This window comes from Clostridium sp. AM54-37XD (assembly GCF_003478225.1).
Classification (GTDB): Bacteria; Bacillota; Clostridia; order Lachnospirales; family Lachnospiraceae; genus Coprococcus; species Coprococcus ammoniilyticus.
This window is the reverse complement of sequence record NZ_QUEV01000005.1, coordinates 113,530-138,364: the sequence shown is the minus strand read 5'-3', so window position 1 is coordinate 138,364 and position 24,835 is coordinate 113,530. Positions and strand designations below refer to the sequence as shown.

The following is a 24,835-nucleotide window of genomic DNA, read 5'->3' as shown; positions in this document are numbered from 1 at the left end:
TATATGGATTGTTTAAAAGAATTAGAATATTATTGCAGGGAAATAAAGCCAGCTGGAGCGATACTTCTGACTGGAGAATGGGGTTGTGGAAAAACATATTTTATTGAGCATGAGTTGAAAGATGCTTTGAGATATACTCATATATTGCTTCGTATTAGTCTGTTTGGAATAGCAACAACAGAGGAATTACATGCAACTGTTAAGAAAAAATGGATAGAAGCATTTATTCAGGAAAAAGGAGTTTCTGAAAAATCTCTTGAAATTGGTGAAAAAGCAGCAAATGCTTTAAAAGATGTCAGCACAAAAGTTGGAAATTTGTTGCCGGATACAGTAAAGAACTTTGGCAGTATTTTGTCTGTAGATATTATGAATTGTATTTCAATAAGAAATAAAATAGCAGATAAAGTAGTTATCTTGATTTTTGATGATCTGGAGCGGACCGGATTGTCGGAGTCAGAGAGATTTGGATGTATAAATGAATATTGTGAGAATCAGAATTTTCCTACCATCGTCATAGCAAATGAAGAGAAGGTAAAAGAAAATGATACTGATTCTTTTTATAAAGAGATGAAAGAAAAGCTGATACAGAGAACAATTCATTTTGAAGGAAATTATAAAAGAGTAGTTGCTAACATTATTAAAGGAAACAACTGGAGGTGTAAGAATTATTCTGAATTTTTAAGTATGAACGAGGCTACAATAGCTTCAATTTTTTCAGGGACTGCACCAACTGGTGGTTCATTGAATATAACAGATAGCAGCTGGCAGAAGCTGAATAGAAACAGGGAAGAACAGAGAGAAGATGAAAAACGTAGAATTTCATTACAACAGAGGCGACCACACAATATTCGAAGTTTGAAGTGTGGACTTCAGGATTTTGAACGTATCTATGAATTGTTGGTAGAAAAAGATATGCTAGACAAAGAGCGATGGTTATATTCATATTTGACGTATACATTTGCATATCGGGCTGGGTTGATCATGGAAAAAACAGAATATGGAGATTTATTTTCCACAGATAATATGGCTATTTTATATCCTGGATATTATAATTCAAGATACATGATAAATGGAATGATTCAATGGATCAGATCTGGAAAATGGTCTGATCAAGATATGAATATGGAGTTAGATGATGTAATAGAACGTGATAGTGCAAGCAAGCCACAGGATCAGGTTCGAACAAATCGTATCATCGATCTGGAAGATGATATTGTTATGCAAGGATTTCCAGACGTAATACAATATGCATATGCAGGAAAGCTTTCCTTGGATGAATATATATTATTGATTGAAAATATATGTATGGCCAGAAAATACGAAATAAAAATTCCGGAAGTAGATTGGAATCAAGTTCAATCAGCAGTAAAGAATAAGATTTCTGGTTTGATTGAAACAGGAGACAGACAGCCGCATATCCGTAGAAGAATTTGTGAGGAGCAAAGAGCATATTTTATGCCGGAAGAATGGGAAATATATCAGAGCATCCAACGGATATTTGAGGAAAATCAGTTTATTTTTTCCAGAAACCAAAGACAGTATATTAAGTTAATGAAAGAAAATTCTGCTCAGGCATTTGCATATGCAGAAAATCATCGTTTTGGTGTATTTGATAGTATGATGGCAGAGGCAACAGCAGAGGCTTTTAAGAGAGAAACAAACGCGGACAAGGTATATTTCCCTGGTTATTTTGAGGGAATATGGAAATCATATCAGAGTATGCCGGATATAAAGTTGGAAGAGACATTAGAAGGTTTATGCGATTTAAAGAAACGTCTTGAAAATATATATGATGAATATAAAAAAGCAGAAAAGCAGATTGCAGCTATGCATACGAATTCGTTTCTTGAGATTATTGAAAAACTGATACAGGGAGAGTAGTTATGAAAGCAACTGGAAATAAGGGTATTAGATGATAGTGGTTTGCCCTTTACGATAAAGTGCCAGTCATCCCCTATTGGAGCTGTCTGGCATAAGTTAGTTATATGAGCATGCGTTATAATTATGATAAGATAATGCTTTGGCACGAATGTTGCTTTATTTATTAAGGATCGCAAGCTGAGCTTTTAAAGCGGCAATCTCAGAAAGCATTGAGTTCTTCTCAGAAAGAACTGTTGCAATTTCAGTATCCTTCTCGGATATTATGGAGTCCTTCTCGGATAGAGCAGCATCCTTCTCGGATATTACGGAGTCTTTTTCGGATAAAGCGGCTACTGCATCATCTCGTTCCTTTTGTAGTTCATCGATCATATAGTGAACCGTATTCTCATCTAACATTCGAAGTGCTTCTGAAAACATAGTGATAACCTTCTCGGAATCATACATATATTCGTACATATCCTTGCAGATGGCTTCCATCCATGGATAGTCAGATACCAGTGTAGCAAGGTCGTCTACTGACTGTGCAGTCAGTAGACGACAACCAAGCGTTTAACTCATTGATATCTTTAGCATATTTACTTTCACGGAAAACGTCAAGGACAACCACATAGAATTTCTGTAAAAGTTTCAGTTTGATGCCAGTATCAAGAACGGTTTTGCCATGGTGCAGGTAGATATCGGATAATGCATCAGTTAGACACGCATTCGGACTTTTTTCATATATCACGATTTGTGTAAACGGTCTTCAGACTATAAATAACCAAACAGGGGGGACAAGGCTAATATGGATTTAAAAAATAAAACAACATTTAACAAATTATATCAAGCAGCATGCGATCTGGCGGATAGACTCCGGAGAGGTGAATGGACGAACAGTGACCGGTCAATAGAAGAATGCGAAGCAGCAATAAAAAGTCTGGCAGCTTTCATTGACGATGGAAAGGCGGATTGTACGGACAAACGGGAAGAGGCAAGAGAAAAAACATTGAAAGGGACATGGTTTCAAAGTGTTGATTTTCGCCGGATCATTGTACATATGCAGCTAGAGGAAGCAATAAATAATCGGGATATGCAGCTTGAACTGGATATTCTGGGGCATGTGCTTGCGTATCTGCCAAATGGAACCTATTTTAAGATGGGCAACCTGCCACAGGTCATGGAGACCATCGGACATCTTTATGGGGCATCGAAGAAGTCCGGTAAGCCCTATGCGCCGAAAATGTCAGAAGAGACAGCAGTATTGATCGAATCAACGAGAAATCTGATCAATGCAGGTTTTTCATTTCAGATCGTAAATGGAGAGCCGGAGTTTGAACAGGATTCCGAACAGTGTTTGGTTGCGGAATTAGAAAGACGGATAAAAGAGCTTGGTGGAATGTATGTGATCCGTCAGTTATTTGACAGGGAGATTTGTGCACGATATCATGAGAAGCTTGGAAGATACCTGATCTATCGAAATAAGATATCAATGGGAGAAAAACGCCATATCAAAGTAAGAATACCGTATCAATATTTACTTCAGCTGTCGCTAAAATTTCTGAAGACAGAATCAATATTCACAAATGCATATAAAGAGCACAGATATCAGGAGCTGATACGGATGGCACAGGATTATCTGGAGGTTCTGCAGCTGCAGGGGTATATGACCTGGGAAGATGTTTTTATTGATCTGGAGGATTTTCCATATCGGCTGGCGAAAAATCTATGTTTTGAAAAACTTTGTATTCCAAGGCAATATCATCCGGAGTTTGTAAGGCTTCTTTTGCAAAACATGCTGGAACCATTTTATGGTACAGGCAGAGATAAAATGAGAGTATATTCTTTTCATAATTATTTGGAATTTGCTATATATGTGATGGATGCAGCAAAGGGCCCCCGGATATTTAAAAGGCAGGAATTATCGGAACGTCTGAGAATCAGCACTTACAAATTAGAACAGATCTTGCTGGATACTGCATTGGATGCTGATATGGTGAATCAGGATTTTGTGTATTATCTGGATGAGACAAATAGCTGGAGAAAGCCTCTTGTCAGGCTGGATGCGGATACTTATTTCTGTCTGGATGGCAGGATGGCGGGATATGGATTTTATGAAGTGATGTTTCAGATCTTATTTGCAAAGTATGGAACGAAGTTTAGCAGGAATCAGGGAGAGTATCTGGAGCAGCTGGTCTATCAAATGTTTCGGGAGAAGCGTTTTTCATATATCACAGGGCAATATTATAAGGATGGAGATCTTGCAGAACGTGATTGCGATATGATCCTGGAAGGAAAGGAGCGTGTGATGTTTGTTGAGATCAAGAAATGTCCGCTTCCCGGAAGCTACGAGAAAGCAGATGATGTAAGTGTATTGAGTGTACTTGGCGATGGTATGCTGTATGCACAGGAGCAGATTTTGTGGCATAGGATACGCTTGAAAGAGAAGGGGCTGATTGCACTATATGATAAGTTGGGAAATCATATACAGGATTATATACCTGGCAGGAAACCGGTGATGGCGATGAGTATCTGTATGCCGGAGTACGATTTCCTGACAGATCGCATGATGACTGAGAATTTTTTAGAGAGTGTACTGCGGGTTACATATCATGCAAAGGATCAAACAAAGGAGAAAAATCTGGATCGATTAAATAAAAGAATAGAAAATATCCAGTTGGCAGCGGCGAGGCTGTTTGATGGTATGAAATATACAACCAGAGATGTATTTTTTAATTCTCTGTTTCGGAGTCTGCAGCAGGTATGGACGATGCTTCGCGTGTGCGATACACAGGATGTTTTTTTAGATATGTGTGCAACACAGCTTGTGATGATTACTGGTGCAGGAGATGTTTATGTGGACATTTGGAATGCATTGCAGCTTAAAGGATAATGCGTGGAGAAAATATGCAGTATATATCCATAAATTGTTGCTAAATGCACAATAATTATTCATGAGAGCCTCCTGACTGTGAAGCCTTTAAGCCATGGCGTTCACGCCATTTCGCTTGACTTCGATCACCCAGTAAGTTATTATACTCGTAAGAAAGTAACTTACGAGTTAGTAACTCACGAGTATAATAAATTGGAGGTGGGCGAATGAGTCAGTTTTATTGCCGTGAGAATGAGCTTAGAAAGCTGAATAAGCGATATGAAGGTGACAAGTTTGAATGCATTGTCATCTACGGAAGACGGCGAGTTGGTAAAACCGCCTTGATCAATGAGTTCTGTAAAGAAAAACCGACCATTTTCTTCTCGGCACTCAACACGACAGGGAAGGAAAATCTGGAGGCACTTTCAAAATCGATCATGACTTTTGAGAGACCGGATATGGAATCTGCACCGGAATTTCGGTCATATGATGCTGCGCTGGACGAGCTGACAGCACTTTCCAAAGAAAAACGAATGGTTTTTGTTATTGATGAATATCCTTATCTAGCAAAGGCAAAACCAGCTATTTCGGCTATGCTACAGCACATTATTGATCATAAGTGGATGGAATCCAAGATGTACCTGATTCTCTGCGGTTCTTCAATGAGCTTTATGGAAAGTCAGGTGCTTGGGAAAGAAAGCCCATTGTATGGGAGAAGAACAGCTCAATTTAAGATTGCACCGTTGGATTATAAGGAAACAGCTGTGTTCCATCCGAATCTGTCGGATGAGGATAATTCGCTGATTTACGGTATCACAGGTGGTGTTCCGCATTATATTAACAAGCTGGATGTAAGAGACAGTGTAGATGAAGCATTGCTCGACAATCTGTTTGACCGTTCCAGCTATCTGTATGAGGAGCCGGCAAATCTTCTCAAACAGGAACTGCGAGAGCCGGCCATTTATAATGCCATCATTAAGGCAATTGCTGAGGGAGCATCACGACTGAATGATATTACGATGAAGGTCGGGGAGGATAATTCTGTTGTATCGAAATATCTCAAAACCTTGATTGACCTAGGCATTGTAAAAAAGGAGACTCCAATTAGTGAAAAACCTGGTAAGAAAACAATCTACCTGCTGGCAGATAACTTCTTCCGGTTCTGGTATCGTTTTGTCCCGGTCAATATGAGTGCAATTGATTCAGACAGAATTGCAAAGACCTATCCACACGCCGTAAAACAATATCTTCCCGATTACATGGGTTTGATATTTGAAAAGATGTGTCAGGACTATCTGTTGTACTATGCCGACAAGCTCCCCATTGAACTAAATGAAATTGGTCAGTGGTGGGGAACTGATTCCAAGAAGAAAAAGCAGATACAGATCGACATCGTTGGAACTCCCGTAGAAGGAAAAGAGTATATTATTGGCTCCTGCAAATATAGGAATGAGAAGATTGGTGTGGATGAGCTTGAGCTGATTAGGGATTATGCATCAGTTTTCGGAAAAGGAAACACCTATCACTACTATATTTTCTCTAAAGGTGGATTTACGGATGGACTGCTCCAAGCACGGGAGCGAGGTGAAGTTCAGCTGATCACCTTGGAGGACCTTTACAAGTAAACAACTCGATGTCAGCCCTGCTGGTGAAAACCGGCAGGGTATTTTTATACCCAAATTTAGAGAGAAGAAGATGCGTATAGGCTAGCATGCTGTCTTCATTTGACAGGATACACTGAACCGTCACCCTTATGTCGATGATACTGCTGATCAGACTGGATAACCGTTCCGGATAGATATCCGGATTGAATAGCTTCTTGAAAAACGGCTCATAGGTTAAAGGCAGAGTTTTCGTACCCTCCATAAATTCAAGAAAGCGGTTCTTCCGTTCCTGCGTCATGTTCTGATAAGCAAAGTAACTTTGCGGATGCTTCCGGAGCTCAGCGAGACATTCCTGCTCCGTACGGGTAGGAAAGAGCTGGCGCCTGTTTTGTCGACAGGAAAAGCATAGCAGAAAAAGGGTGAAAAAAAACTTTGATGTAATAAACAGCATGTCTGGGTGTAACTTTTGGTAATTTAACTCCGATTTTATGCGATAAGTTGACTTGGAATATGATTAGGATTAATATAAAATCATCGAACATGGGCAGATTTGAGACCATAGATAGGATAGATAAGAGATAAACACCATGACAATTATCGTAACCGGAGGAGCCGGATTTATTGGAAGCAATTTTATATTTTATATGCTGGACAGTTATCCGGAGGATCGTATCGTATGTATGGACAAGCTTACATATGCGGGAAATTTATCTACACTAGCTTCGGCGATGGATAATCCGCATTTCCGTTTTTGTAAGATTGATATCTGCGACAGAGAGGCAGTCTATAGGCTATTTGAAGAAGAACATCCGGATATGGTAGTGAACTTCGCAGCCGAAAGTCATGTAGACCGTTCCATCGAGAATCCGGAGATTTTCTTAGATACGAATGTCAAAGGAACGGCGGTGCTGATGGATGCCTGCCGTAAATATGGTATTGCAAGGTATCACCAGGTAAGTACAGATGAAGTATATGGAGATCTTCCGTTGAACAGACCGGATTTATTTTTTACAGAGGAGACTCCGATTCGTACGAGTTCGCCGTACAGCAGTTCAAAAGCATCTGCTGATTTGTTAGTGCTTGCATATTATAGGACATACGGACTTCCTGTTACGATCAGCCGTTGTTCGAATAATTATGGACCATATCAATTTCCAGAGAAGCTGATTCCTTTTATGATTATTAATGCATTATCAGACAAGCCTTTACCTGTTTATGGGGAGGGTGTGAATGTACGTGATTGGCTGTATGTAAAGGATCACTGCCGGGCAATTGATCTGATCATTCATAAGGGTCGCGTTGGAGAAGTTTATAATGTTGGCGGACATAATGAAATGAAGAATATTGACATTGTAAAGCTTATTTGCAAGGAACTAGGCAAGCCGGAAAGTCTGATCACGCATGTAACAGACCGCAAAGGTCATGACTTGCGTTATGCTATTGATCCAACAAAGATACATAATGAATTAGGCTGGTTGCCGGAAACAAAGTTTGAGGATGGGATAAAGGAGACAATCCGTTGGTATTTATATAATAGGAAATGGTGGGAGATGATTATTTCCAGATAAGATGAATAAGTATTTGTGCAAGTTGAGATGAGCTGAAGCTTTTGAGAAAAAATAACTACACGAAGAATAGTAATTGCAGAAAGAGAGGAAATTATGAGAAAAAAAGGGAGAAGCAGGATTGCAGTATTATTAGGAATAGGGGCCATTTGCAGCATGTTAGGTACAACAGGCAGGTATGTATATGCAGAAAATATGACAACTGCTACTGCAGCTATTGAAGAAAGCACAGGGGATATTACGCCTGCAACGGGATATGAGGTGTCGGAAAATGCAGGACCGGAATTATATACAAGTGATGAGGAACTTGCATTGCAGAGTACATCAAATGATACTTCACAAAGTGGAACCTGGGAGAATGTAACATGGACGCTTTCTGGCACAACACTTACGATATCAGGAAAAGGAGATATGCCGGACGCCAGTTCTTCTGATAAGGCACCATGGTATACTTTAGATGTTGAAAAGGTTGTAATAAAAAGTGGTATTACAAAAATCGGAAGCCAGAATTTTGTGGAAATGTATGATATTACAGATGTAACCTATCCGAATACTCTGAAAGAGATTGGAGAGGCTGCATTTTATGGATGTACGAAACTGCAAGAGGTGGTTTTGCCATCTTCTGTGAAGACGATTCGATCTGGAGCATATTGTGACTGTAAAGCTGTTACCCGGATTGAGATACCGGGGGTAACGGATTTAGGAAGCTATGCATTTCAAAATAACTGTCCGATAACATTTACAATACCTGCAGGTGTAACCTCTATATCGCCGCTCGTATTTTTTGGAAATACAACGATAGAGAGTTATACGGTTGCAGCAGGTAACACAGCCTATGTTGCACGGAATGGAGTTGTATATTCCAAGGATCAGTCCGAATTAGTGATGTATCCGTTTAATGGAGGAACAGGCTCATTTACGATACCTTCGAATGTGAAGAAGATCGGAGATTATGCATTTTATAATAATGTCAGCTTGAACACGGTAAACTTTTCCAATGTAACAACATTAGGAGAAGGTGCATTTTATATGTCCGGCTTATCCGGAACCTTGACACTTTCGGATAAGATCAGTGAAGCAGGTAATTTTGCATTTCAGGGCTGTACCAAGATAACAACAGTAAAGTTTGGCAAAGGCATGAAAGAAAGCGCTTATTCAATGTTTGAAAAATGTACAGGGATTACTTCCATTGATTTTGGTGGTCTGACATCACTTGGTATGCGGACATTTTTAGGTTGTAACAGTCTGGTCGAGGTGACAGTTCCGGCAACGATAAAAAGCTGGGACGGATCGGTATTTAACAGCTGCCAGAAGCTTGTAACATTTCGTGGTATGGGACTGGAATATGTGACATATGCTGATTTTGCACAATGCTATGCATTAACAGATGTATATCTTCCAAAAGTAAAAGAGATATATCGTCAGGCATTTGCAAATTGTCCATCCCTGAAACAGATAACGCTGCCTGCATCTACGCAGTTTGTAGATGAAAATGCATTTGCAAAGGATGTTGTGATCACCTGCAACAATAATCAACTGGTGCGGTTTGGTTACAATGGATTCCGTTATGCAGAAACAATTCAGATTAAAGGAAAAAGAGATTATACGAAGGCATTTGAGGTATTAGACAAGGTAAATGCAGAACGTGCAAAGAATGGTCTTGATGCATTGACGATGGATACCGGATTGTTAGAAACGGCTATGATTCGTGCCGGTGAGCAGGCAGTATTGTTTTCACATACCAGGCCGGATGGTGCAAGCTGCTTTTCAGCAAATAAGAATATGAATGCAGAAAATGTTGCGATCAATCAGTCTTCTGCAACAGCAGTCATGAATGACTGGATGAATTCATCGGGACACAAGGAGAATATTTTAAGTAAAAAAGCAACTACGATAGGAGTTGGCTGCTTTTATATAAATGGTATTTATACCTGGGTACAGTGCTTTGGTTCAAATACAGATGCTCAGACGGCAGAGAAGCAGGCAGACCGTACCATAACACAGAATATCAATATTCCGAAAAAGAAATTTACAGAAGCAATTACGACGGACGGTATTGTTTGGGGTGATGGTGAGACATATTCTTATAAATTTGTTATACAGATGGACAAGGATACTTATACTGCAGGCAAGAGCGTAAATGCGAAGGTCGTTCTGGTAAATCCCGGTTTTAGCATGTATTGTCCATTTACAAGCGGGAATATCACATGGAGCTCAGATAAGAAGAGTGTAGCAACGGTAGATAAAAATGGAAAGATTACATTTGTGGGCGGTGGTAAAGTAACTATCACAGCAAAAACAAAATATCATGAAACGTCACTTACCTTGACGGTGCAGAGTAAGTCACAGGTTACAAAGACCACACCAACATTGACACTGAAGAATAAGACAGTTACCTATACTGGAAAGGGAAAAAAGATAGGTGCTGCAAGCGTAAAAGGCGCGGCAGGGAAGATTACCTATAAATATTATTCAGATTCGAAGTGTACGAAGCGGTTATCTACATATCCTTCCAAGGTTGGAACCTATTATGTAATTGCAAGTGCAAAAGCAACAGCAACCAGCAATTCAGCGAAATCCAATGTAGCGAAATTAATGATTAAAAAGTCGAATCCAATGAAGGTAAAGGTGGCTTCAAAAACCTACAAAGCAAAAAAATCAACCGGAAAGCTTAACAAAAAGCATTCCTTTATAATCGGGGTAAAGAATGCAAAGGGTAAGGTGACATATTCCAGATCAAAGGCTTCGAAAGCATATATTACTGTTAGCAAAAAAGGAAAGGTAACAGTAAGGAAAGGAACGCCAAAGGGACCTATACAATTACGGTAAAGGCAAAAGGAACTTCAAAATATAGAGGAAAATCGAAGAAGATAACGATTAAGGTTTCCTGAGCAATATTAGATACATATGAAAAATAAAAGATCATTTCTGTATGTGATGCTGACGATTGCATTTCCCATCGCATTACAGAATTTATTAACTACAACAGCCAGTATGGTCGATACGATCATGATCGGAAGGCTAGGAGAGTCGTGCGTGGCAGCAGTTGGTATCTGTTCCCAGATCAGTTCCCTGTTCTTCAGCTGCTACTGGGGATTTGCCAGTGCGTCGATCCTGTTCTTCTCCCAGTATTGGGGGGCGGATGATGAAAAGGGAATTAATCGTACATTCGGTATCACTTTCATCTGCATGGCAATCGTGGGCTTTGCATTTGCAGCCCTGTGTATCATCAGACCGGAATTCTTATTGGGGGTATATACAGATAAAGAAGTATTTATCCGAATCGGAAAGCCGTATATGCGGATTGTCGGATGGGCATATCCGCTTCAGGTATTTGCTGTACTTATCAGCTTCCTGCTCCGTTCGACAGAGCGGGTGAAAGCGCCGCTTATCTGTTCCATCGTAGGATTGGTAGTGAATTTCTGCTTGAACTTTGTATTGATATACGGTAAATTCGGCGCACCGAAAATGGGTGCAGCCGGTGCAGCAGTCGGAACACTTGCATCTGCAATCATCAATTTATTACTGCTGTTTATCTATCTGATGCGTTCAAAATGCAAGGTGCGGATTCGCCTGAGTCAGATGTTCTTATTCCATGGCGGATTTATCAAAGTATATCTGGCAAATGCATTTCCAATTCTCTGTAACGAACTGTTTTATGGAGTTGGACAGATGCTGATCAATATCGTGATCGGACATCAGAATGAATCTGCGATCGCCGCCATGGCAGCGTTCCGTGTATGCGAGGGCTTTGTCTATGCATTCTTCGGTGGCTTATCAAATGCCACCAGTGTTGTGATCGGACAGTCTGTCGGCGCCGGTGACCATAAGGGTGCATACCGGTTTATGAAGCGGTCGGCATTGTTCTGTCCGGCAGTTACTTTCGGGATTGTGCTGATCTGTGCGTTATTACATGAACCATTGTTTGGCTTATTTGGACTGGGGGATCAGGCACTTCGGTATGGCATGTATATGTTATACATTTACCTGTTCTTCGGTGCCGTTCGAACCTGTAACTATATTATGAATGAGGGATACCGGGCAGCAGGCGAGACGAGAGTCGGAACCTATGTGGAGATTGGCGGTTTATTCTTAGTCAGCGTTCCGGCAACGTGGATCGCAGGTATGGTCTTACATCTGCCTTTCCTCGCGGTATTTTCATTTGTATATACGGATGAACTGGTGCGCCTGGCAATCGAGCTTGCCTATACCAGATCAGGCAAATGGGTGAAGCCGGTTACAGAAGCCGGAAGAAAGACTTTGCCGGAGTTCAAAGATTGGTTAAAGAACCGTAACAATCGTAAACGAAATGCAACATCTATAAAGAATAATTAAGCTGACAAAATCAGATAACGGACATATACTTTGTATATTCGAAAAACAGCCGAAGAAAAGCATTGTGATGAGATTCACAATAAGAATTCCAGAAACGTATTTACAGATGAATGCAGGAGGATTGTAAGCTATGAGAAAGAATAGAACCAAGTCGGGAAAGATTATGACGGTAGCACTTGCGGCAACATTTGCAGTTAGTTTGCTGGCAGGATGCAATGGCGCAGACTCAGAGTCAACAGAAAAGAACAAAGGAACAACCGAGGTATCAACCGAAGCAACGACAGAGAAGACGGAAGCACAGGCAACAGAGGCAGCCAGTACAGAAGCCGGGATGGAAGCGCAGACAACAGAGGCAGCCAGCACAGAAGCTAAGACTGAGACACAGACCACTGAAGCGGCTTCTTCCGAAGAAGATGCCGGTGCTACAGAGGAAGGTACTTCTACAGCAGAATTACAGGAAGAAGCTGTATCCGCTCTGCCGGGTACATATCCGATAGACATGATCTTTAGCAGTGGAGCCGGTGGATGGAGTACAACATTAACATTATCACAGGATGGATCATTTACAGGAGCATTTTCTGATTCCGAAATGGGAGAACGAGATGAGAATGAATACCCAAATGGGACCGTATATGTTTGTAATTTCAGCGGACAGTTCAAAGATATCAAGAAGGTAAACGATTATACATATTCGATGACTCTGGATAGCGTGAAAGTAGCAGAAGATGAGGAAAAAATCGAAGATGGTATCCGTTATAAAGCGGGTGAACCATCCGGCATGGACAGTGGAACGGAGATCTATTTCTACACTCCGGATGCACCTGTCTCAGAATTGCCGGAAGCATTCCTTTCCTGGTGGCAGGAAAGTGCTGATGGATCAGCAACACTTGACTGTTATGCAATCTATAATAAATCCGCGGATTCCGGATTTTTTGAGTACGCAAAGTAAGTACTGCAAATGAAGAGATCATTAAGAAGATGAAAGAGAAAATATAATACAATGAAAAAGACTTTGCCTGAAACAGCAGGCTCTTTGGGGATATAAAAAGAGCAGCTGTTTTGGACAAAGTCTTTTTTATGGTTCAGGATAAACGAGGCGAAGTAAATGGGAAGCAATACATATAAGGATCTTCAGAACTCACATCCGTGTTTTGGAGGACAGAAAAATAATGCCGGGCGGATTCATATGCCGGTGAGTCCGGGATAAAACATCGGATGCCGTTTTTGTGAGCGGACGATCAATGATGTGGAGGAGCGACCGGGCGTAACATCAAAGGTGATCATACAGAAGCAGGCTGTTGTGGTGGACATGGTGGTCATGGTGGCTGTGGATGTGGAACACCGGATGGATTGCCATAAAAAATAAATTTGTACTTGATAAAGCCTATAGAAATAGTATACTATAATGTAAAATGATAATTTATCATGTTTGCAGAAAAAGTAGATGAGATTCAGATGATGTATAGATGTATGGAATCATTTGAATCAGATAACAACGACAGGGAGGTCAAGATGAAGATATCAACAAAAGGAAGATATGCGATAAAACTGATGTTGGATCTGGCCACCTATTATAATGGTGAGCCGGTTAAGATAAAGGATATTGCAAGAAGACAGCATATTTCAGACAAATATCTGGAGCAGATCGTTGCAATATTAAATAAGGCATCACTGGTAAAAAGTATCCGTGGAGCGCGTGGAGGATACATGTTATATGCTTCACCGGAGAATTATACGGTGCGGCAGATCTTAGAAACAGTAGAAGGAAGTCTGGCACCTGCAGACTGTGTCGGCGATAACGCAGCTTACTGCGAAAACAGAAGTATGTGTGTCAGCGTACTGATCTGGGAGAAACTTGATCAGGCAATACAGGATGTACTTGAGGGAATCACCTTAGCCGATCTCGTTGACTGGCAAAACAACCTGATGGTAGACCAGTACGTTATTTAATATATGATAGACATTTGCGACATGAAGAAAAGGAGATCACATTGATTCTTGGCAGCAGCAATGATCGCGAAGTGGCCTTGACAAAGGACTGTCAGTTCATCCTGACCTCCTTCCCGATGAATGAACGGCTGGTATTTAACCGGACATATGCGGGATATCGGGGAAGCCTGACCTTTACCGAAGATTTATACGATAATCTGTAAAAGCAGATACCACATTTCACTCTGAAAAATTCAGAAAGAAATGTGGTATTTTTTTGTTCTAATTTTCATTTGTCATGCATACATTATAACTATCAGAAGTGTGTAACAGCCTACTTTAGGTATCAGATCATATCAGAAAAGCAGATGCTTTTCGAGTATTGGCAGATGATGGAACTGACAGGTGAAAATGGTTACAGATGACATATGCATGAGGTGGATCAGTTTGGAAAAAAGCAGAGAGAATGAAATATTGAAGATATTATCCGTAGCGTTAAGGAGAATATTTTCGAGTGAGATATATGATTATAACAAGCTTCAGGAGATAAGGCTTAGGATGAATGAACCCTTGATCGTGATCTATGATAATCGGGAATATTTTGTGACGGAGAAGGGAACGCGAACCACAGAATGTAAGAAAGCATATATGGTAGCACCTGCCGATATAAGGGAAACGCTGGAATATATCAGTAACTATTCACTCTATGCATATGAGGATGAGATCCGGCAGGGATTTATAACGATTCAAGGGGGACATCGTGTAGGGCTTGCGGGAAAAGTCATTCTGGAATCTGGAATGATCAAGAGTGTCAGACATATATCATTTATCAATATCCGTTTGTCACATCAGGTTAAGGGATGCTGTAAGAAGGTTCTTCCGTACATAATAAATGGAAATGAGACATTTCATACACTGATCATTTCCCCACCGCGATGTGGCAAAACCACACTTCTTAGAGATATGATCCGGATGTTGTCGGATGGATTTCCAGGATTCAAAGGAAATACTATCGGTGTCGTAGATGAACGATCTGAGATCGGAGCCTGTTATAAAGGCGTACCACAAAATGATATCGGCATACGGACGGATATTCTTGACTGTTGTCCAAAATCATATGGAATGCTGATGCTGATCCGTTCGATGTCACCGCAGATCATAGCGGTGGATGAGATTGGCAGCCGGGAAGATATCGATGCGATCTACAGCGTGATCAACTGCGGCTGTAAGCTGATCGCAACCGTACATGGCAATTCCATTGATGATATCAGAAATCGTCCGGGACTTCGGAAGCTGGTCGATGAGAGGATATTTGAACGATATATCGTGCTGAGCAATCGCAAACGGACAGGAGAGATCCGGACGATATTTGACGATCGGGGAAGTGTTCTCTTTATGGCAGAGGATGAACGCCTGACATCGGCATATGAAAATGAAGCGGCTGTAGCAGAACTGTCATAAGTGCAGGGAGGCGTACATATGTTATATATAAAGATTCTTGGAATGCTTCTGGTGGTCGCAGCTTCCTATGGGATAGGAAAGACGATAGGAGTTTATCAAAACCGGCGAGTGGAAGATATCTACGAGCTTCTGATATTTGTCCGGATGGCAAATGGGCATCTGGCATACAGTGCATCGGAGATCACCGAGATCATTCGGGAAGGATCGGATAAAGCAGGGGGAAGGATCGGAGACTGGCTTGCCGGGCTGGCTTTGCAGTTCCGGACGGAAGAATATGCTTCTTCTTTTGAGCAGATCTGGACAGGCAGTATCGGAAGTCTGATGGAACACAGCTATCTGACGGACGCACAGATCGGTGCGGTAAAAGAGCTTGGAAAATGGCTGTGTTATATGGATGTCGATATGCAGATCAGGAATCTGAAGCTGTGGGAACAGAACATGCAGGCAGAGTATGAGGAACAGAAGGACAGGGCACGCAGGATAAATAAAGTATCCAGATCACTTGGATTACTCGGAGGGATCTTTTTGATAATACTGATAGGGTAAGGGTGGCAGGAGCTTATGACGATACAGTTATTATTGAAGATAGGTGCGGTAGGAATCCTTGTAGCACTGTTGAATCAGATATTAAAGCATTCGGGGAAGGACGAGCTGGCATTCCTGCTGAATCTGGCAGGACTGATTCTTGTACTTTCTTGGATCATTCCATATATCGTAGAATTCTTTAATGACATTATGAAGCTTGTAAATATCGGTGGATAGGGGAGAAAAGGCATGAGTCTTGTTACGGTATGTATGGCATCGGTTCTGGTCGTTTTAGTAGCGATAAAACTAAAGAAAATGAATGCAGAATACAGCACGCTCTTAAGTATTGGAGCGTGTTTATTTATTGTCAGCTTTATCATAGGAAGACTTGGAAATGTACTGGATTCCATCGACCGCATCACCGGATACATCAATATCAATATGGAGTATATATCGATCCTGCTTAAGATGCTTGGCATTTCCTATATCTGTGAATTTGCGACAAATATCTGTAAGGACGCAGGCTATGGTGCGATCGCTTCGCATATTGAGCTTGCCGGACGGGTGACAATGGTGGTGATGAGTCTGCCAATCCTGTTCCATGTGATCGATATGGTTGTTCGTCTGATGGGGTAGAACTATGAGAGGACAAAAAGCGAAAATGATTATAGCAGGCGTAATGGCGTTCACGATCCTATTATCTGTGGTGTGTTTTGGCGGGCAGACCAGCAGGGCAGCTACCTTAGATGTCGATGAGACGGATCTGGGACTTGATGAAAATGCTTTTGACGAGATGGACATGCTGACAGAAGAACAGGCAGGACTCTCTTTTCGGGAGGTCGTATCCTATATACGAAACGGAGACCTTCAGGGACTGCTTGACTATAGTCTGAAAACCATACAGCAGACACTTACAGGAGAGATAAAAAGCAATAATCGCCTGCTCCTTCAGCTTCTTGCCGTTGTCATTCTGGGTTCGGTGTTCACGAATCTGTCCGGAAAGTTTGGAAAGATGGTAGGTGGAAACGGCTTCTTTGTCACCTATCTGATGGTGGCATCCATCCTGCTCGGAATGTTTGCGATCGTTTCCAATATAGCGGTGTCGGCAGTCTCGGATCTTACGGATCTGATGATCACTTTTATACCTGCTTATACGTTGGCTGTCTCCTATACAAATGGTGCAGGCACGGCAGAATTTACCTATCAGATCACGGTGCTGATCATTTTTCTGTGCGAGAAGGTGATCATTCAGATCGTATTTCCGCTTGCCAAATGCAGTGGGGTGGTCGGACTGGTGAATAAGTTAAATGCCGAGGATCATTTTTCAAGGACAGTTACGTTGTTGAGGAATATTGCAGGATGGATCCTGAAAACCATGTTTGCAGTTGTAACCGGAATGAATGTGATAAAGGGTGTGATCGTTCCATCTGTGGACAAGTTGGAACGAAATGCTGTCTTAAAAGCGTTCGGGATGCTGCCGGGGGGAAATACGGTTAAGAACGTCTCGGATATCCTGCTCGGTTCGGGTATGGTTTTGAAAAATGCTATCGGAATTGCAGGCGCGGTCGTCGTATTGCTGGCAGTGCTTCTGCCGGTTACCAAGATCGCGGTGATCTATCTGACTCTCCGTATCGTATCCGCATTTGTGCAGCCCTTGGGAGATAAACGGTTTTCCGACGGCATTAACATTATGGCACAGACCATCGGTTTGATGCTGCGTGGCATCTGGTGTGCTTCCTTTTTATTTATCATCTCCCTCACGCTTATGACGTTGCTTGCGAGGTGAAAAGCTGGTTGTCCATCCGGGTACATGCATAACCGTTTTTCAGAAATTGGTGGAAAGGAGTGCTGGATGTTGTTAGCTTGGATAAAAAATATCGTGCTTTTTATAATGTTTTCCTCGCTGGTATTTTTCTTGCTTCCGGATGAGAAATACAGAAAATATATGCAGACGGCGGTTGGTTTTGTACTGGCGATCATTGTCCTGACACCTGTATTAAGTGCGGGAGGCTTGAACGACATTCTAAGCTTTGATTATTACTATGAATCTATTGCAGGCGCACCGGGAAATGGCGATGTTACATATTATACAGATGTTATGGAGACTATGATCGAAGATCATTTGCGTGATACATTTCAATTGGACAATAAGGTAACGATTACCTTTGATGAGAACTATACGATCACAGCGGTTGAGGTTGATGTTGTCTCTACAACATCAGACAGTGTAGCAGATACAACCGTGGATGTAGCAAAACTCCGTCAGGAGATCGCAAAAGAGTATAAGATCAGTGAGGACAGGATAGAAATATTTGTAAATGGATATCAGACAAAATAACATGTACTAAAAGCGGACATGTTACATATAATGGAGTGAGAGAGCATGGAAGGAATATGGAATAACATCAAACAAAAGCTGCAGGAACTGAAAAAAGACAAAAATGCGGCACTTCGAAAGTGCATGGGGATTTTGCTTGCAGGTATTTGTCTGCTGGTCATTCTCTGGCCGTCTGATAAGGAAAACGGATTTTCCGGACTTGATGCTTTAACCGGAACGAAGCAGGATAAAACGTCCGGTGGAGTGACTGGAAAACAACAGAACGGGGAGGCTGCTACGGACAATGGACAGGAAACTTCCGGAGAAATATTATCGGCGAACAGCGGCTATGAAGACTATATAGTATTTCAGGAGGAGAAGCTGCGGGGGATATTGTCTCAGGTGAAGGGTGTCGGAACGGTAAGTGTCATGATCACATTAAAAGATGGCGGTGAAAAAATTATAGAAAAAGATGTGACGAAGTCTGAAAGCGAATCCGACGGCAGCAGCCAGAAAAACAGAAGTGAGGCTTCTGTTATGACAAACGCAGACAGCGGCGAATATCCCTATGTGAGCAAAATACTGGAGCCGGAGATTGAGGGAGTTCTGGTCAGTTGTACGGGGGCTTCCGATCCGACGATTGCGATAAAAATAACCGAAGCCGTGCAGGCATTATTTGATGTCCCGGCGCATAAGATAGTTGTATTAGAACAAGAATAAAGCATGGAGGATATGAATGAAGAAAAAGATCTTTAAGAAAAACCGTCTGGTGATATTTGCCCTGTCGGTTATGATCGGAGTTGCAGGCTATCTGAATTTCAATGCAGGAAAAAGAGACGACCTGTTGCGGCAAAAGGCAAAGGAGACAAATGCGGATGCTGAAGTTATCAGCTATGATAGTGAGAAAACTGACGTTTCCGATACTTCAGAAAAAGAGCTTACAGATCAGGCAAATAAAGAAACGATGGGAGCTGCGGATAATACAGAAGCAGGCGGAGAAGCTGCATCGGAGAATATCGATCCTACATATCTGGAACAGGCGGCTTTAGAGGAAAATGTGGAGTTAAACAGCGATGAAGAAGACATAGGAGAAGCAGTCCTTACCAGTGCACAGGCAATGAGAACGAATCTCGCAACCGCAAAGCTGAACCGGGAACAGAACCGGGCAAAAAGCAAAGAAGCATTGCTTGCGATCATCAATGATGAAACCATGGACAGCGCAGCAAAAGATGAAGCAGTAAGCAGCTACGTTAAACTTACTGATATGATTGAAAAAGAGACGGATGCGGAAACCGTCCTGACAGCAAAAGGCTATACCGACTGCATCGTAACCGTAAATGATGATACCGTTGATGTTACACTTCCTGTTGCAAACCTGTCCGACACCGAACGGGCACAGGTGGAAGACATCGTAACCAGAAAAACCGGCTACGATGTATCCCAGCTTGTAATAACAGTTGCCGAAGATAAGTAGGAATACACCTGCTAGAATTATGACATAAATATGATGCCCTCTATAAATGACTTGCTGCGCTTTCGAATCAAAGCACATGTCTTATTCGTAAATACTCCTGTGCCAACTCGCCTTCGGCTCAAACAGGCACCCGTATTTACTGACAATGTGCTTTTTCAGTCGAAATGCTCGCAAATGTCATATTATAAAGGGCATCATATTTTTATGTTATAAAGCCCAGCAGGTGTAATTATGATTGACTTCGTAATGTAATTACAAGTTGTGATATGTCACAACGGAAAATAAATAAGTGAGATTAAATTTAAAGATTTGGAGCTTATATATTTTATATAGAAATTAACAGGCACTACAACAAACACCGGAGCCACATTGTAAGATGACATCCGCGAGCATTTCGACAAGAGAAGTAAATTGCCTGTAAATACGGGTGCCTGTTTGAGCCGGAGGCGAGTTGGCACAGGAGTATTTACAAATAGGGCATTTACTTCGAATCGAAAGCACAGCAGGTCATTTACAATGTGGCTCCGGTGTTTGTTGCAGTGCCGTTCGTTTGGTGTAAAACTGCACAAAAACAACTGGATATTTTGTATAAATAGAATGCGTTACCTTGTTTTTATGTTGGGCGTCAGATATAATGAAACTATATGTCTATATAGCAGAAAAAGATGCAGAATAACATGAAAAACAAGTTTTTTTACAGGGAGGTATGAATGGAAAACGGAAGAACAACAATGATAAAAAGGATTTTTGCCGTGGTTCTGGCATTTGCGGTAGCCGTCTCGATCCTGACGGTGCCGGTACAGGAAACGTATGCAGCCGGTGGCAAGGTAAAAACGGTGGCAGTCACAAACCTGCCGGCAAAACAACTGACACTAAAAAAAGGAAAGACATTTGCCTTAAAATCAAAGGTAACAGTAACCGGAAAGGCTTCAAAGAAGGTTACATATAAGACAAGCAATAAAAAGATTGCGACGGTAAATGCAAAAGGTAAGATCACAGCGAAGAAAAAAGGAACCGCTAAGATCTATGTGATCTCAAAGGCAGATAAGAAGAAAAAATGCACGATCACAGTGACAGTCGGAACGCCGGTTACCAAGGTAAAGCTGAACAAGACCAAGTCTACGATGACAATTGGAAAAAAGCAGACCTTAAAGGCAACGGTTACACCGAAGAAAGCCAGCAGCAAGGCAGTCGTATGGAAGTCATCCAATAAGAAGGTTGCAACTGTAACCAGCAAAGGTGTTGTAAAGGCAAAGAAGGAAGGAACCGTCACGATTACGGCAACAGCAAAGGACGGATCCGGTAAGAAAGCCACCTGTAAGATTACAGTGAAGAAAGCAGCTTCGATCATACCAATCCCGACACCGGAAGAACCACTGATCGTTAAGAGCCTGAATATAGCACAGCCGGATCTGTTAACCATTACATTAACAAAGCAGGCAGCACTCACGGCTTCGGACTTTCAGGTATGGGCAAAGAAATATGAAAGTGCAGACTATCTGAAACAGTATACGATCGGACAGATAACAACAACGGATTCGCTTACTTATAAGATTAAGCTTACAGGAGATTCGGTGTTACAGAAAAACTCCTATATAAAAGTAGTAGTTCCAAAATTAAATCTGTCAAGAGAATGTATCTATCGGGATGAAACTTATACGATAGAAAAATCAGAAACATATGTATACAAACTTGGAGATTCTGTTGATAAGAGTCAGACACTTGGAAAGGGCTATTCCAATTGCTCTGTTAGCGGACTGCCGGCAGGGGTTAAATATCAGATCAAGACAGCTGCTGCCACATGTACACTTAAATTTAACGGTAACGTGACAAAGCAAGGGAAATATACAAGTAAATTAGTCTATGAAGATGAACTTGGTAACAAATTCAGTATGACTATCATCTGGCTGGTTTATGATGGAACGGAACTGCTTGTAAAGGATGCGGAAAAGGTTCTGACAACTGCATGGGGAACTACGCTTCCACAGCTTAAGGTATATGGCGGAAACGGTACTGATACGAGCGATTATACATATGAGATTTTACGAGAAGAAAGTGACAGTGCTGCATTAGCAGTTTCTTCACTCATCAATGGTGGAGCCGGGATACAGGTATCATCCCCAAAACTGTCAACCGGAACCTACAAGCTTCGTATCCGTGCAACAGATAAGACAGACACTTCTATGACAAGCACAGGAACTCTTACACTAAAAATTATAGAAGGCGGTTATTTACAGGGTAAAGTAAAAGATGCAAATGGCGATCCACTGACCAGTTTTCAATTCACTATGAAGAACCAAAATGAATATGCCGAGTATACGGATGAGGTAAGCGGCAGATGGAATGGTGTTAGTAAGGATGGAGTCATTTTAATGGATGATCTGGAAGCCGGTACTTATGATGTTGCGGTATCCAGTTATAGTGGAACAGTAGGTACTACTGTTTATAATCTGAAGACTCAGAAAGCGGCATATGGAACAGATGATGTGCATCCGGTCTGGTCATTTGATGTCACACTCCCGGTATATAAGGTTACTATAGAGCTGGACCCGGATGTGCCAGATGCAGTGAAAAATATAACCGGTTTGGCAATTGGCAGGATGTTTCGGATGGAAGTTATTATGGATCGACCAAAACCGTTTATCTGGAAAATGGAACTCATCATTTAACCTGTCGAAAGAGTATAAGTGGTGAAATTTATAATTTTTATCTGGATGTGACGGTGAACGGAAGTAATACGACCGCATATGCATATGTCAAAGAATAAGGTTCGTATGAGAATAGATTAGGGAATCTACAGAAGGAGAGTATAGATGAAAGAAAGACGATATAATTTGTCTGTGAAAAGATTTCTGGCATGGGTGATAGCGATCGCAGTTGCAGTATCCATTCTGACTGTCCCACAGACAGAGAGCTATGCAGCCGGTGGTAAGATCAAAACCATAGCGGTTACGAATCTGCCGGCAAAGCAGTTAACCTTAAAAAAAGGAAAATCCTTTACCTTAAAGACAAAGGTAACAGCGACAGGAAAGATTTCCAAAAAGGTCGCATATAAATCGAGTAACAAGAAAGTTGCAACTGTAAATGCAAAGGGTAAGATCACGGCAAAGAAGAAGGGAACCGCTACGATCACCGTTTACTCCAAAGCAGATAAGAAAAAGACCTGTAAGATCAAGGTGACAGTTGGTACCCCGGTTACCAAGGTGAAGTTAAATAAGACAAAGGCAAACTTAAATGTCGGTAAATCACTGACCTTAAAGACAACCCTTTCACCGAAGAAACCAAGCAATAAAGGAATCATTTGGAAAAGTTCAAATACCAAGGTTGCAACTGTAACCAGCAAAGGTGTCGTAAAGGCAAAGAAAGCGGGAACCGTTACGATCACAGCGACAGCAAAGGATGGTTCCGGTAAGAAAGCAGCCTGTAAGATCACTGTAAAGAAAGCAGCGGTGACTCCGGTTGTTCCGGAAGTACCGGTTGTGATCCGGAACGTGAGTATTGTGAATAAAGCAGTGATCCAGGTGACATTAAATAAGGCAAAAATATTACAGACATCGGATTTTGCAGTATCCAGTAAGGTATATGGATACGGGAACTTTGTAAGAAAGTGTGTGATTGATCATCTGGAAACAACAAATAACATTACATATAAGCTTTATCTGGACAAACAGGATATTTTTTATAATGGAGATATTGTTCAGGTATCTGTTCCGACATTAAACAGTACAAAAGAACTGACATATCGGACAAAGCCGACAGAGATAACAATAAGATCGGAAGTACGACGTAAGAAAGGAACAGTGGTAGGGACCAGTTCCTTAGATACTTCAGGCGTTTATGATCCGGATGTACAGGGCTATGCTGTATATACAGTAAGCAATCTTCCAACCGGTCTTTCGTATAAGGTGGTAGATGACGCAGACCAATCCGGTTATCTGCAGTTTTATGGTACCTTGAAAGAGACAGGAATCTGGGAGACAAAGGTTGATGTCGTAGATGAATTTGGAAATAAGATTCATTATATCAAGGTATGGAAAGTATATGATGAAAGGGCAGTCATAGCACAGGATATTACAAAATATGGATGCCTGAGTTTTCCAGCTCCAAACAAACCAAATGGAACTTATACAGTAAAGTATGGAGCACAGATAAGTCCTATTGGTGGTAATGGCAGTTACAAATATGAAGTTGTGTCAAAAGCAGATTGTCTGGATTTGGTGATGTCAACAACCGGAGTACAGTATTGTTCGATTGATACAGATCAGGCTGGTGAATATACCATGAAGATAAAGATCTCTGACAGCAGAGATGCTGCAGTTTTCACATACTGCACAGTGACTTTTATTATAAAACCGGGAGTCCTGCTCCAGATTACAGCTACCGATCTGGATGGAAATAAGATCAAATATACCGGTATAGATACTTATTTGTGCAGACTTAAATCCCAGTGGAAGGATAATTCATACAGTGAGATCAGCTATGCACGAGAGGTCGGGGAGATTGAAGATGGAATGGCAATATACAGCTATGTACCGGAAGGAGTCTATGATATCTCGATTGAGGATGAAAGAGGCGGAACAGGAGTCTATGCAAGTGATTACTATGTAAGTGCTGCAGCTACGAATGAAGTTACGTTTGCTCTTCCTGTATATCAGCAGACTGTCGTATCGGATAATACGGATTTTGCAGATCTTAGCCAGATGGGAGAGTGGAAGGATGAGAATGGAGTTGTACAGGGCAAAGGCGGATACCTCTATCTGGCGGTTGGTAATTATACACTGACCGGTACCGCGGAGAAAGATGGTGTGACTTATCAGGCAACTCTTAAGATATCAGTTACAAATACTACACGGGCCAATATGGTAACCGCCCATGTAGTGGCTCAATAAATAAAAG

At 41.5% G+C, this 24,835-nt stretch carries 20 protein-coding genes; 19 read left to right on the top strand and 1 reads right to left on the bottom strand.

What is annotated here, in order from left to right; translation table 11 throughout:
• Positions 1-3 precede the first annotated feature (3 nt).
• Entirely contained in the window at positions 4-1,881 is a 1,878-nt protein-coding gene (locus DXA07_RS06350; RefSeq protein ID WP_118483896.1) for a P-loop NTPase fold protein, read from the top strand.
• Positions 1,882-2,037: 156 nt separating this feature from the next.
• Here the strand turns inward: DXA07_RS06350 and DXA07_RS13425 are convergent, their stop codons facing one another.
• Entirely contained in the window at positions 2,038-2,325 is a 288-nt protein-coding gene (locus tag DXA07_RS13425; protein ID WP_243015422.1) for a hypothetical protein, read from the bottom strand.
• A 340-nt stretch (positions 2,326-2,665) separates the two neighbouring features.
• Between DXA07_RS13425 and DXA07_RS06340 the strand changes: the two genes are divergently transcribed.
• From DXA07_RS06340 to DXA07_RS06240, 18 genes are all read left to right on the top strand, one after another.
• Positions 2,666-4,750 carry a hypothetical protein gene (locus DXA07_RS06340; RefSeq protein ID WP_118483894.1) on the top strand — a complete coding sequence of 695 codons (2,085 nt, stop codon included), beginning with the start codon at positions 2,666-2,668 and terminating at the stop codon, positions 4,748-4,750.
• Positions 4,751-4,956: 206 nt separating this feature from the next.
• Entirely contained in the window at positions 4,957-6,354 is a 1,398-nt protein-coding gene (locus tag DXA07_RS06335) for an ATP-binding protein (RefSeq protein WP_118483892.1), read from the top strand.
• 566 nt (positions 6,355-6,920) lie between these two features.
• Positions 6,921-7,901, top strand: coding sequence for a dTDP-glucose 4,6-dehydratase (gene rfbB, locus DXA07_RS06325; protein WP_118483890.1), 981 nt, complete (start codon positions 6,921-6,923; stop codon positions 7,899-7,901).
• Between the two features lie 93 nt (positions 7,902-7,994).
• Positions 7,995-10,727 carry a leucine-rich repeat protein gene (locus DXA07_RS06320; protein WP_118483888.1) on the top strand — a complete coding sequence of 911 codons (2,733 nt, stop codon included), beginning with the start codon at positions 7,995-7,997 and terminating at the stop codon, positions 10,725-10,727.
• 78 nt (positions 10,728-10,805) lie between these two features.
• A complete protein-coding gene (locus tag DXA07_RS06315) occupies positions 10,806-12,233 on the top strand; it encodes an MATE family efflux transporter (RefSeq protein WP_118483886.1) in 1,428 nt (475 codons plus the stop codon).
• A gap of 130 nt (positions 12,234-12,363) precedes the next feature.
• Entirely contained in the window at positions 12,364-13,182 is an 819-nt protein-coding gene (locus tag DXA07_RS06310; RefSeq protein ID WP_117823470.1) for a hypothetical protein, read from the top strand.
• Between the two features lie 563 nt (positions 13,183-13,745).
• Positions 13,746-14,183: an Rrf2 family transcriptional regulator gene (locus DXA07_RS06300; protein WP_117808494.1), complete on the top strand. Its 438-nt coding sequence runs from the start codon at positions 13,746-13,748 to the stop codon at positions 14,181-14,183.
• Between the two features lie 14 nt (positions 14,184-14,197).
• Positions 14,198-14,386, top strand: coding sequence for a nitrogenase component 1 (locus DXA07_RS06295; protein ID WP_201815390.1), 189 nt, complete (start codon positions 14,198-14,200; stop codon positions 14,384-14,386).
• Between the two features lie 223 nt (positions 14,387-14,609).
• Positions 14,610-15,623 carry a stage III sporulation protein AA gene (gene spoIIIAA / locus DXA07_RS06290; protein ID WP_118483962.1) on the top strand — a complete coding sequence of 338 codons (1,014 nt, stop codon included), beginning with the start codon at positions 14,610-14,612 and terminating at the stop codon, positions 15,621-15,623.
• Between the two features lie 18 nt (positions 15,624-15,641).
• Positions 15,642-16,169, top strand: a complete 528-nt coding sequence (locus DXA07_RS06285; protein WP_021944767.1) for a stage III sporulation protein AB — start codon at positions 15,642-15,644, stop codon at positions 16,167-16,169.
• 15 nt (positions 16,170-16,184) lie between these two features.
• Positions 16,185-16,385, top strand: coding sequence for a stage III sporulation protein AC (gene spoIIIAC, locus DXA07_RS06280; protein ID WP_008401466.1), 201 nt, complete (start codon positions 16,185-16,187; stop codon positions 16,383-16,385).
• Positions 16,386-16,397: 12 nt separating this feature from the next.
• Positions 16,398-16,784 carry a SpoIIIAC/SpoIIIAD family protein gene (locus DXA07_RS06275; RefSeq protein ID WP_021944766.1) on the top strand — a complete coding sequence of 129 codons (387 nt, stop codon included), beginning with the start codon at positions 16,398-16,400 and terminating at the stop codon, positions 16,782-16,784.
• Positions 16,785-16,788: 4 nt separating this feature from the next.
• The gene (locus DXA07_RS06270; protein ID WP_118483882.1) at positions 16,789-17,934 is read left to right on the top strand and encodes a stage III sporulation protein AE; all 1,146 of its coding nucleotides are present in this window, start codon (positions 16,789-16,791) and stop codon (positions 17,932-17,934) included.
• Between the two features lie 66 nt (positions 17,935-18,000).
• Complete coding sequence (locus tag DXA07_RS06265) at positions 18,001-18,486, top strand: stage III sporulation protein AF (protein ID WP_182427517.1); 486 nt, start codon at positions 18,001-18,003, stop codon at positions 18,484-18,486.
• Positions 18,487-18,531: 45 nt separating this feature from the next.
• Positions 18,532-19,185 (top strand): hypothetical protein, encoded by a 654-nt coding sequence (locus DXA07_RS06260; protein ID WP_118483878.1) that lies wholly within the window; start codon positions 18,532-18,534, stop codon positions 19,183-19,185.
• A 16-nt stretch (positions 19,186-19,201) separates the two neighbouring features.
• Entirely contained in the window at positions 19,202-19,939 is a 738-nt protein-coding gene (locus DXA07_RS06255) for a SpoIIIAH-like family protein (RefSeq protein ID WP_118483876.1), read from the top strand.
• Positions 19,940-20,649: 710 nt separating this feature from the next.
• Positions 20,650-22,608, top strand: coding sequence for an Ig-like domain-containing protein (locus tag DXA07_RS06245; protein WP_118483872.1), 1,959 nt, complete (start codon positions 20,650-20,652; stop codon positions 22,606-22,608).
• A gap of 144 nt (positions 22,609-22,752) precedes the next feature.
• On the top strand, positions 22,753-24,828 hold the full coding sequence (locus tag DXA07_RS06240) for an Ig-like domain-containing protein (RefSeq protein WP_118483871.1): 2,076 nt from the start codon (positions 22,753-22,755) through the stop codon (positions 24,826-24,828).
• Positions 24,829-24,835: the final 7 nt, after the last annotated feature.

Coding starts and splice junctions, on each gene's coding strand:
- DXA07_RS06350 (WP_118483896.1), top strand. CDS start 4: ATGGATTGTTTAAAAGAATTAGAATATTATTGCAGGGAAATAAAGCCA.
- DXA07_RS13425 (WP_243015422.1), bottom strand. CDS start 2,325: ATGTATGATTCCGAGAAGGTTATCACTATGTTTTCAGAAGCACTTCGA.
- DXA07_RS06340 (WP_118483894.1), top strand. CDS start 2,666: ATGGATTTAAAAAATAAAACAACATTTAACAAATTATATCAAGCAGCA.
- DXA07_RS06335 (WP_118483892.1), top strand. CDS start 4,957: ATGAGTCAGTTTTATTGCCGTGAGAATGAGCTTAGAAAGCTGAATAAG.
- rfbB (WP_118483890.1), top strand. CDS start 6,921: ATGACAATTATCGTAACCGGAGGAGCCGGATTTATTGGAAGCAATTTT.
- DXA07_RS06320 (WP_118483888.1), top strand. CDS start 7,995: ATGAGAAAAAAAGGGAGAAGCAGGATTGCAGTATTATTAGGAATAGGG.
- DXA07_RS06315 (WP_118483886.1), top strand. CDS start 10,806: ATGAAAAATAAAAGATCATTTCTGTATGTGATGCTGACGATTGCATTT.
- DXA07_RS06310 (WP_117823470.1), top strand. CDS start 12,364: ATGAGAAAGAATAGAACCAAGTCGGGAAAGATTATGACGGTAGCACTT.
- DXA07_RS06300 (WP_117808494.1), top strand. CDS start 13,746: ATGAAGATATCAACAAAAGGAAGATATGCGATAAAACTGATGTTGGAT.
- DXA07_RS06285 (WP_021944767.1), top strand. CDS start 15,642: ATGTTATATATAAAGATTCTTGGAATGCTTCTGGTGGTCGCAGCTTCC.
- spoIIIAC (WP_008401466.1), top strand. CDS start 16,185: ATGACGATACAGTTATTATTGAAGATAGGTGCGGTAGGAATCCTTGTA.
- DXA07_RS06275 (WP_021944766.1), top strand. CDS start 16,398: ATGAGTCTTGTTACGGTATGTATGGCATCGGTTCTGGTCGTTTTAGTA.
- DXA07_RS06270 (WP_118483882.1), top strand. CDS start 16,789: ATGAGAGGACAAAAAGCGAAAATGATTATAGCAGGCGTAATGGCGTTC.
- DXA07_RS06265 (WP_182427517.1), top strand. CDS start 18,001: ATGTTGTTAGCTTGGATAAAAAATATCGTGCTTTTTATAATGTTTTCC.
- DXA07_RS06260 (WP_118483878.1), top strand. CDS start 18,532: ATGGAAGGAATATGGAATAACATCAAACAAAAGCTGCAGGAACTGAAA.
- DXA07_RS06255 (WP_118483876.1), top strand. CDS start 19,202: ATGAAGAAAAAGATCTTTAAGAAAAACCGTCTGGTGATATTTGCCCTG.
- DXA07_RS06245 (WP_118483872.1), top strand. CDS start 20,650: ATGGAAAACGGAAGAACAACAATGATAAAAAGGATTTTTGCCGTGGTT.
- DXA07_RS06240 (WP_118483871.1), top strand. CDS start 22,753: ATGAAAGAAAGACGATATAATTTGTCTGTGAAAAGATTTCTGGCATGG.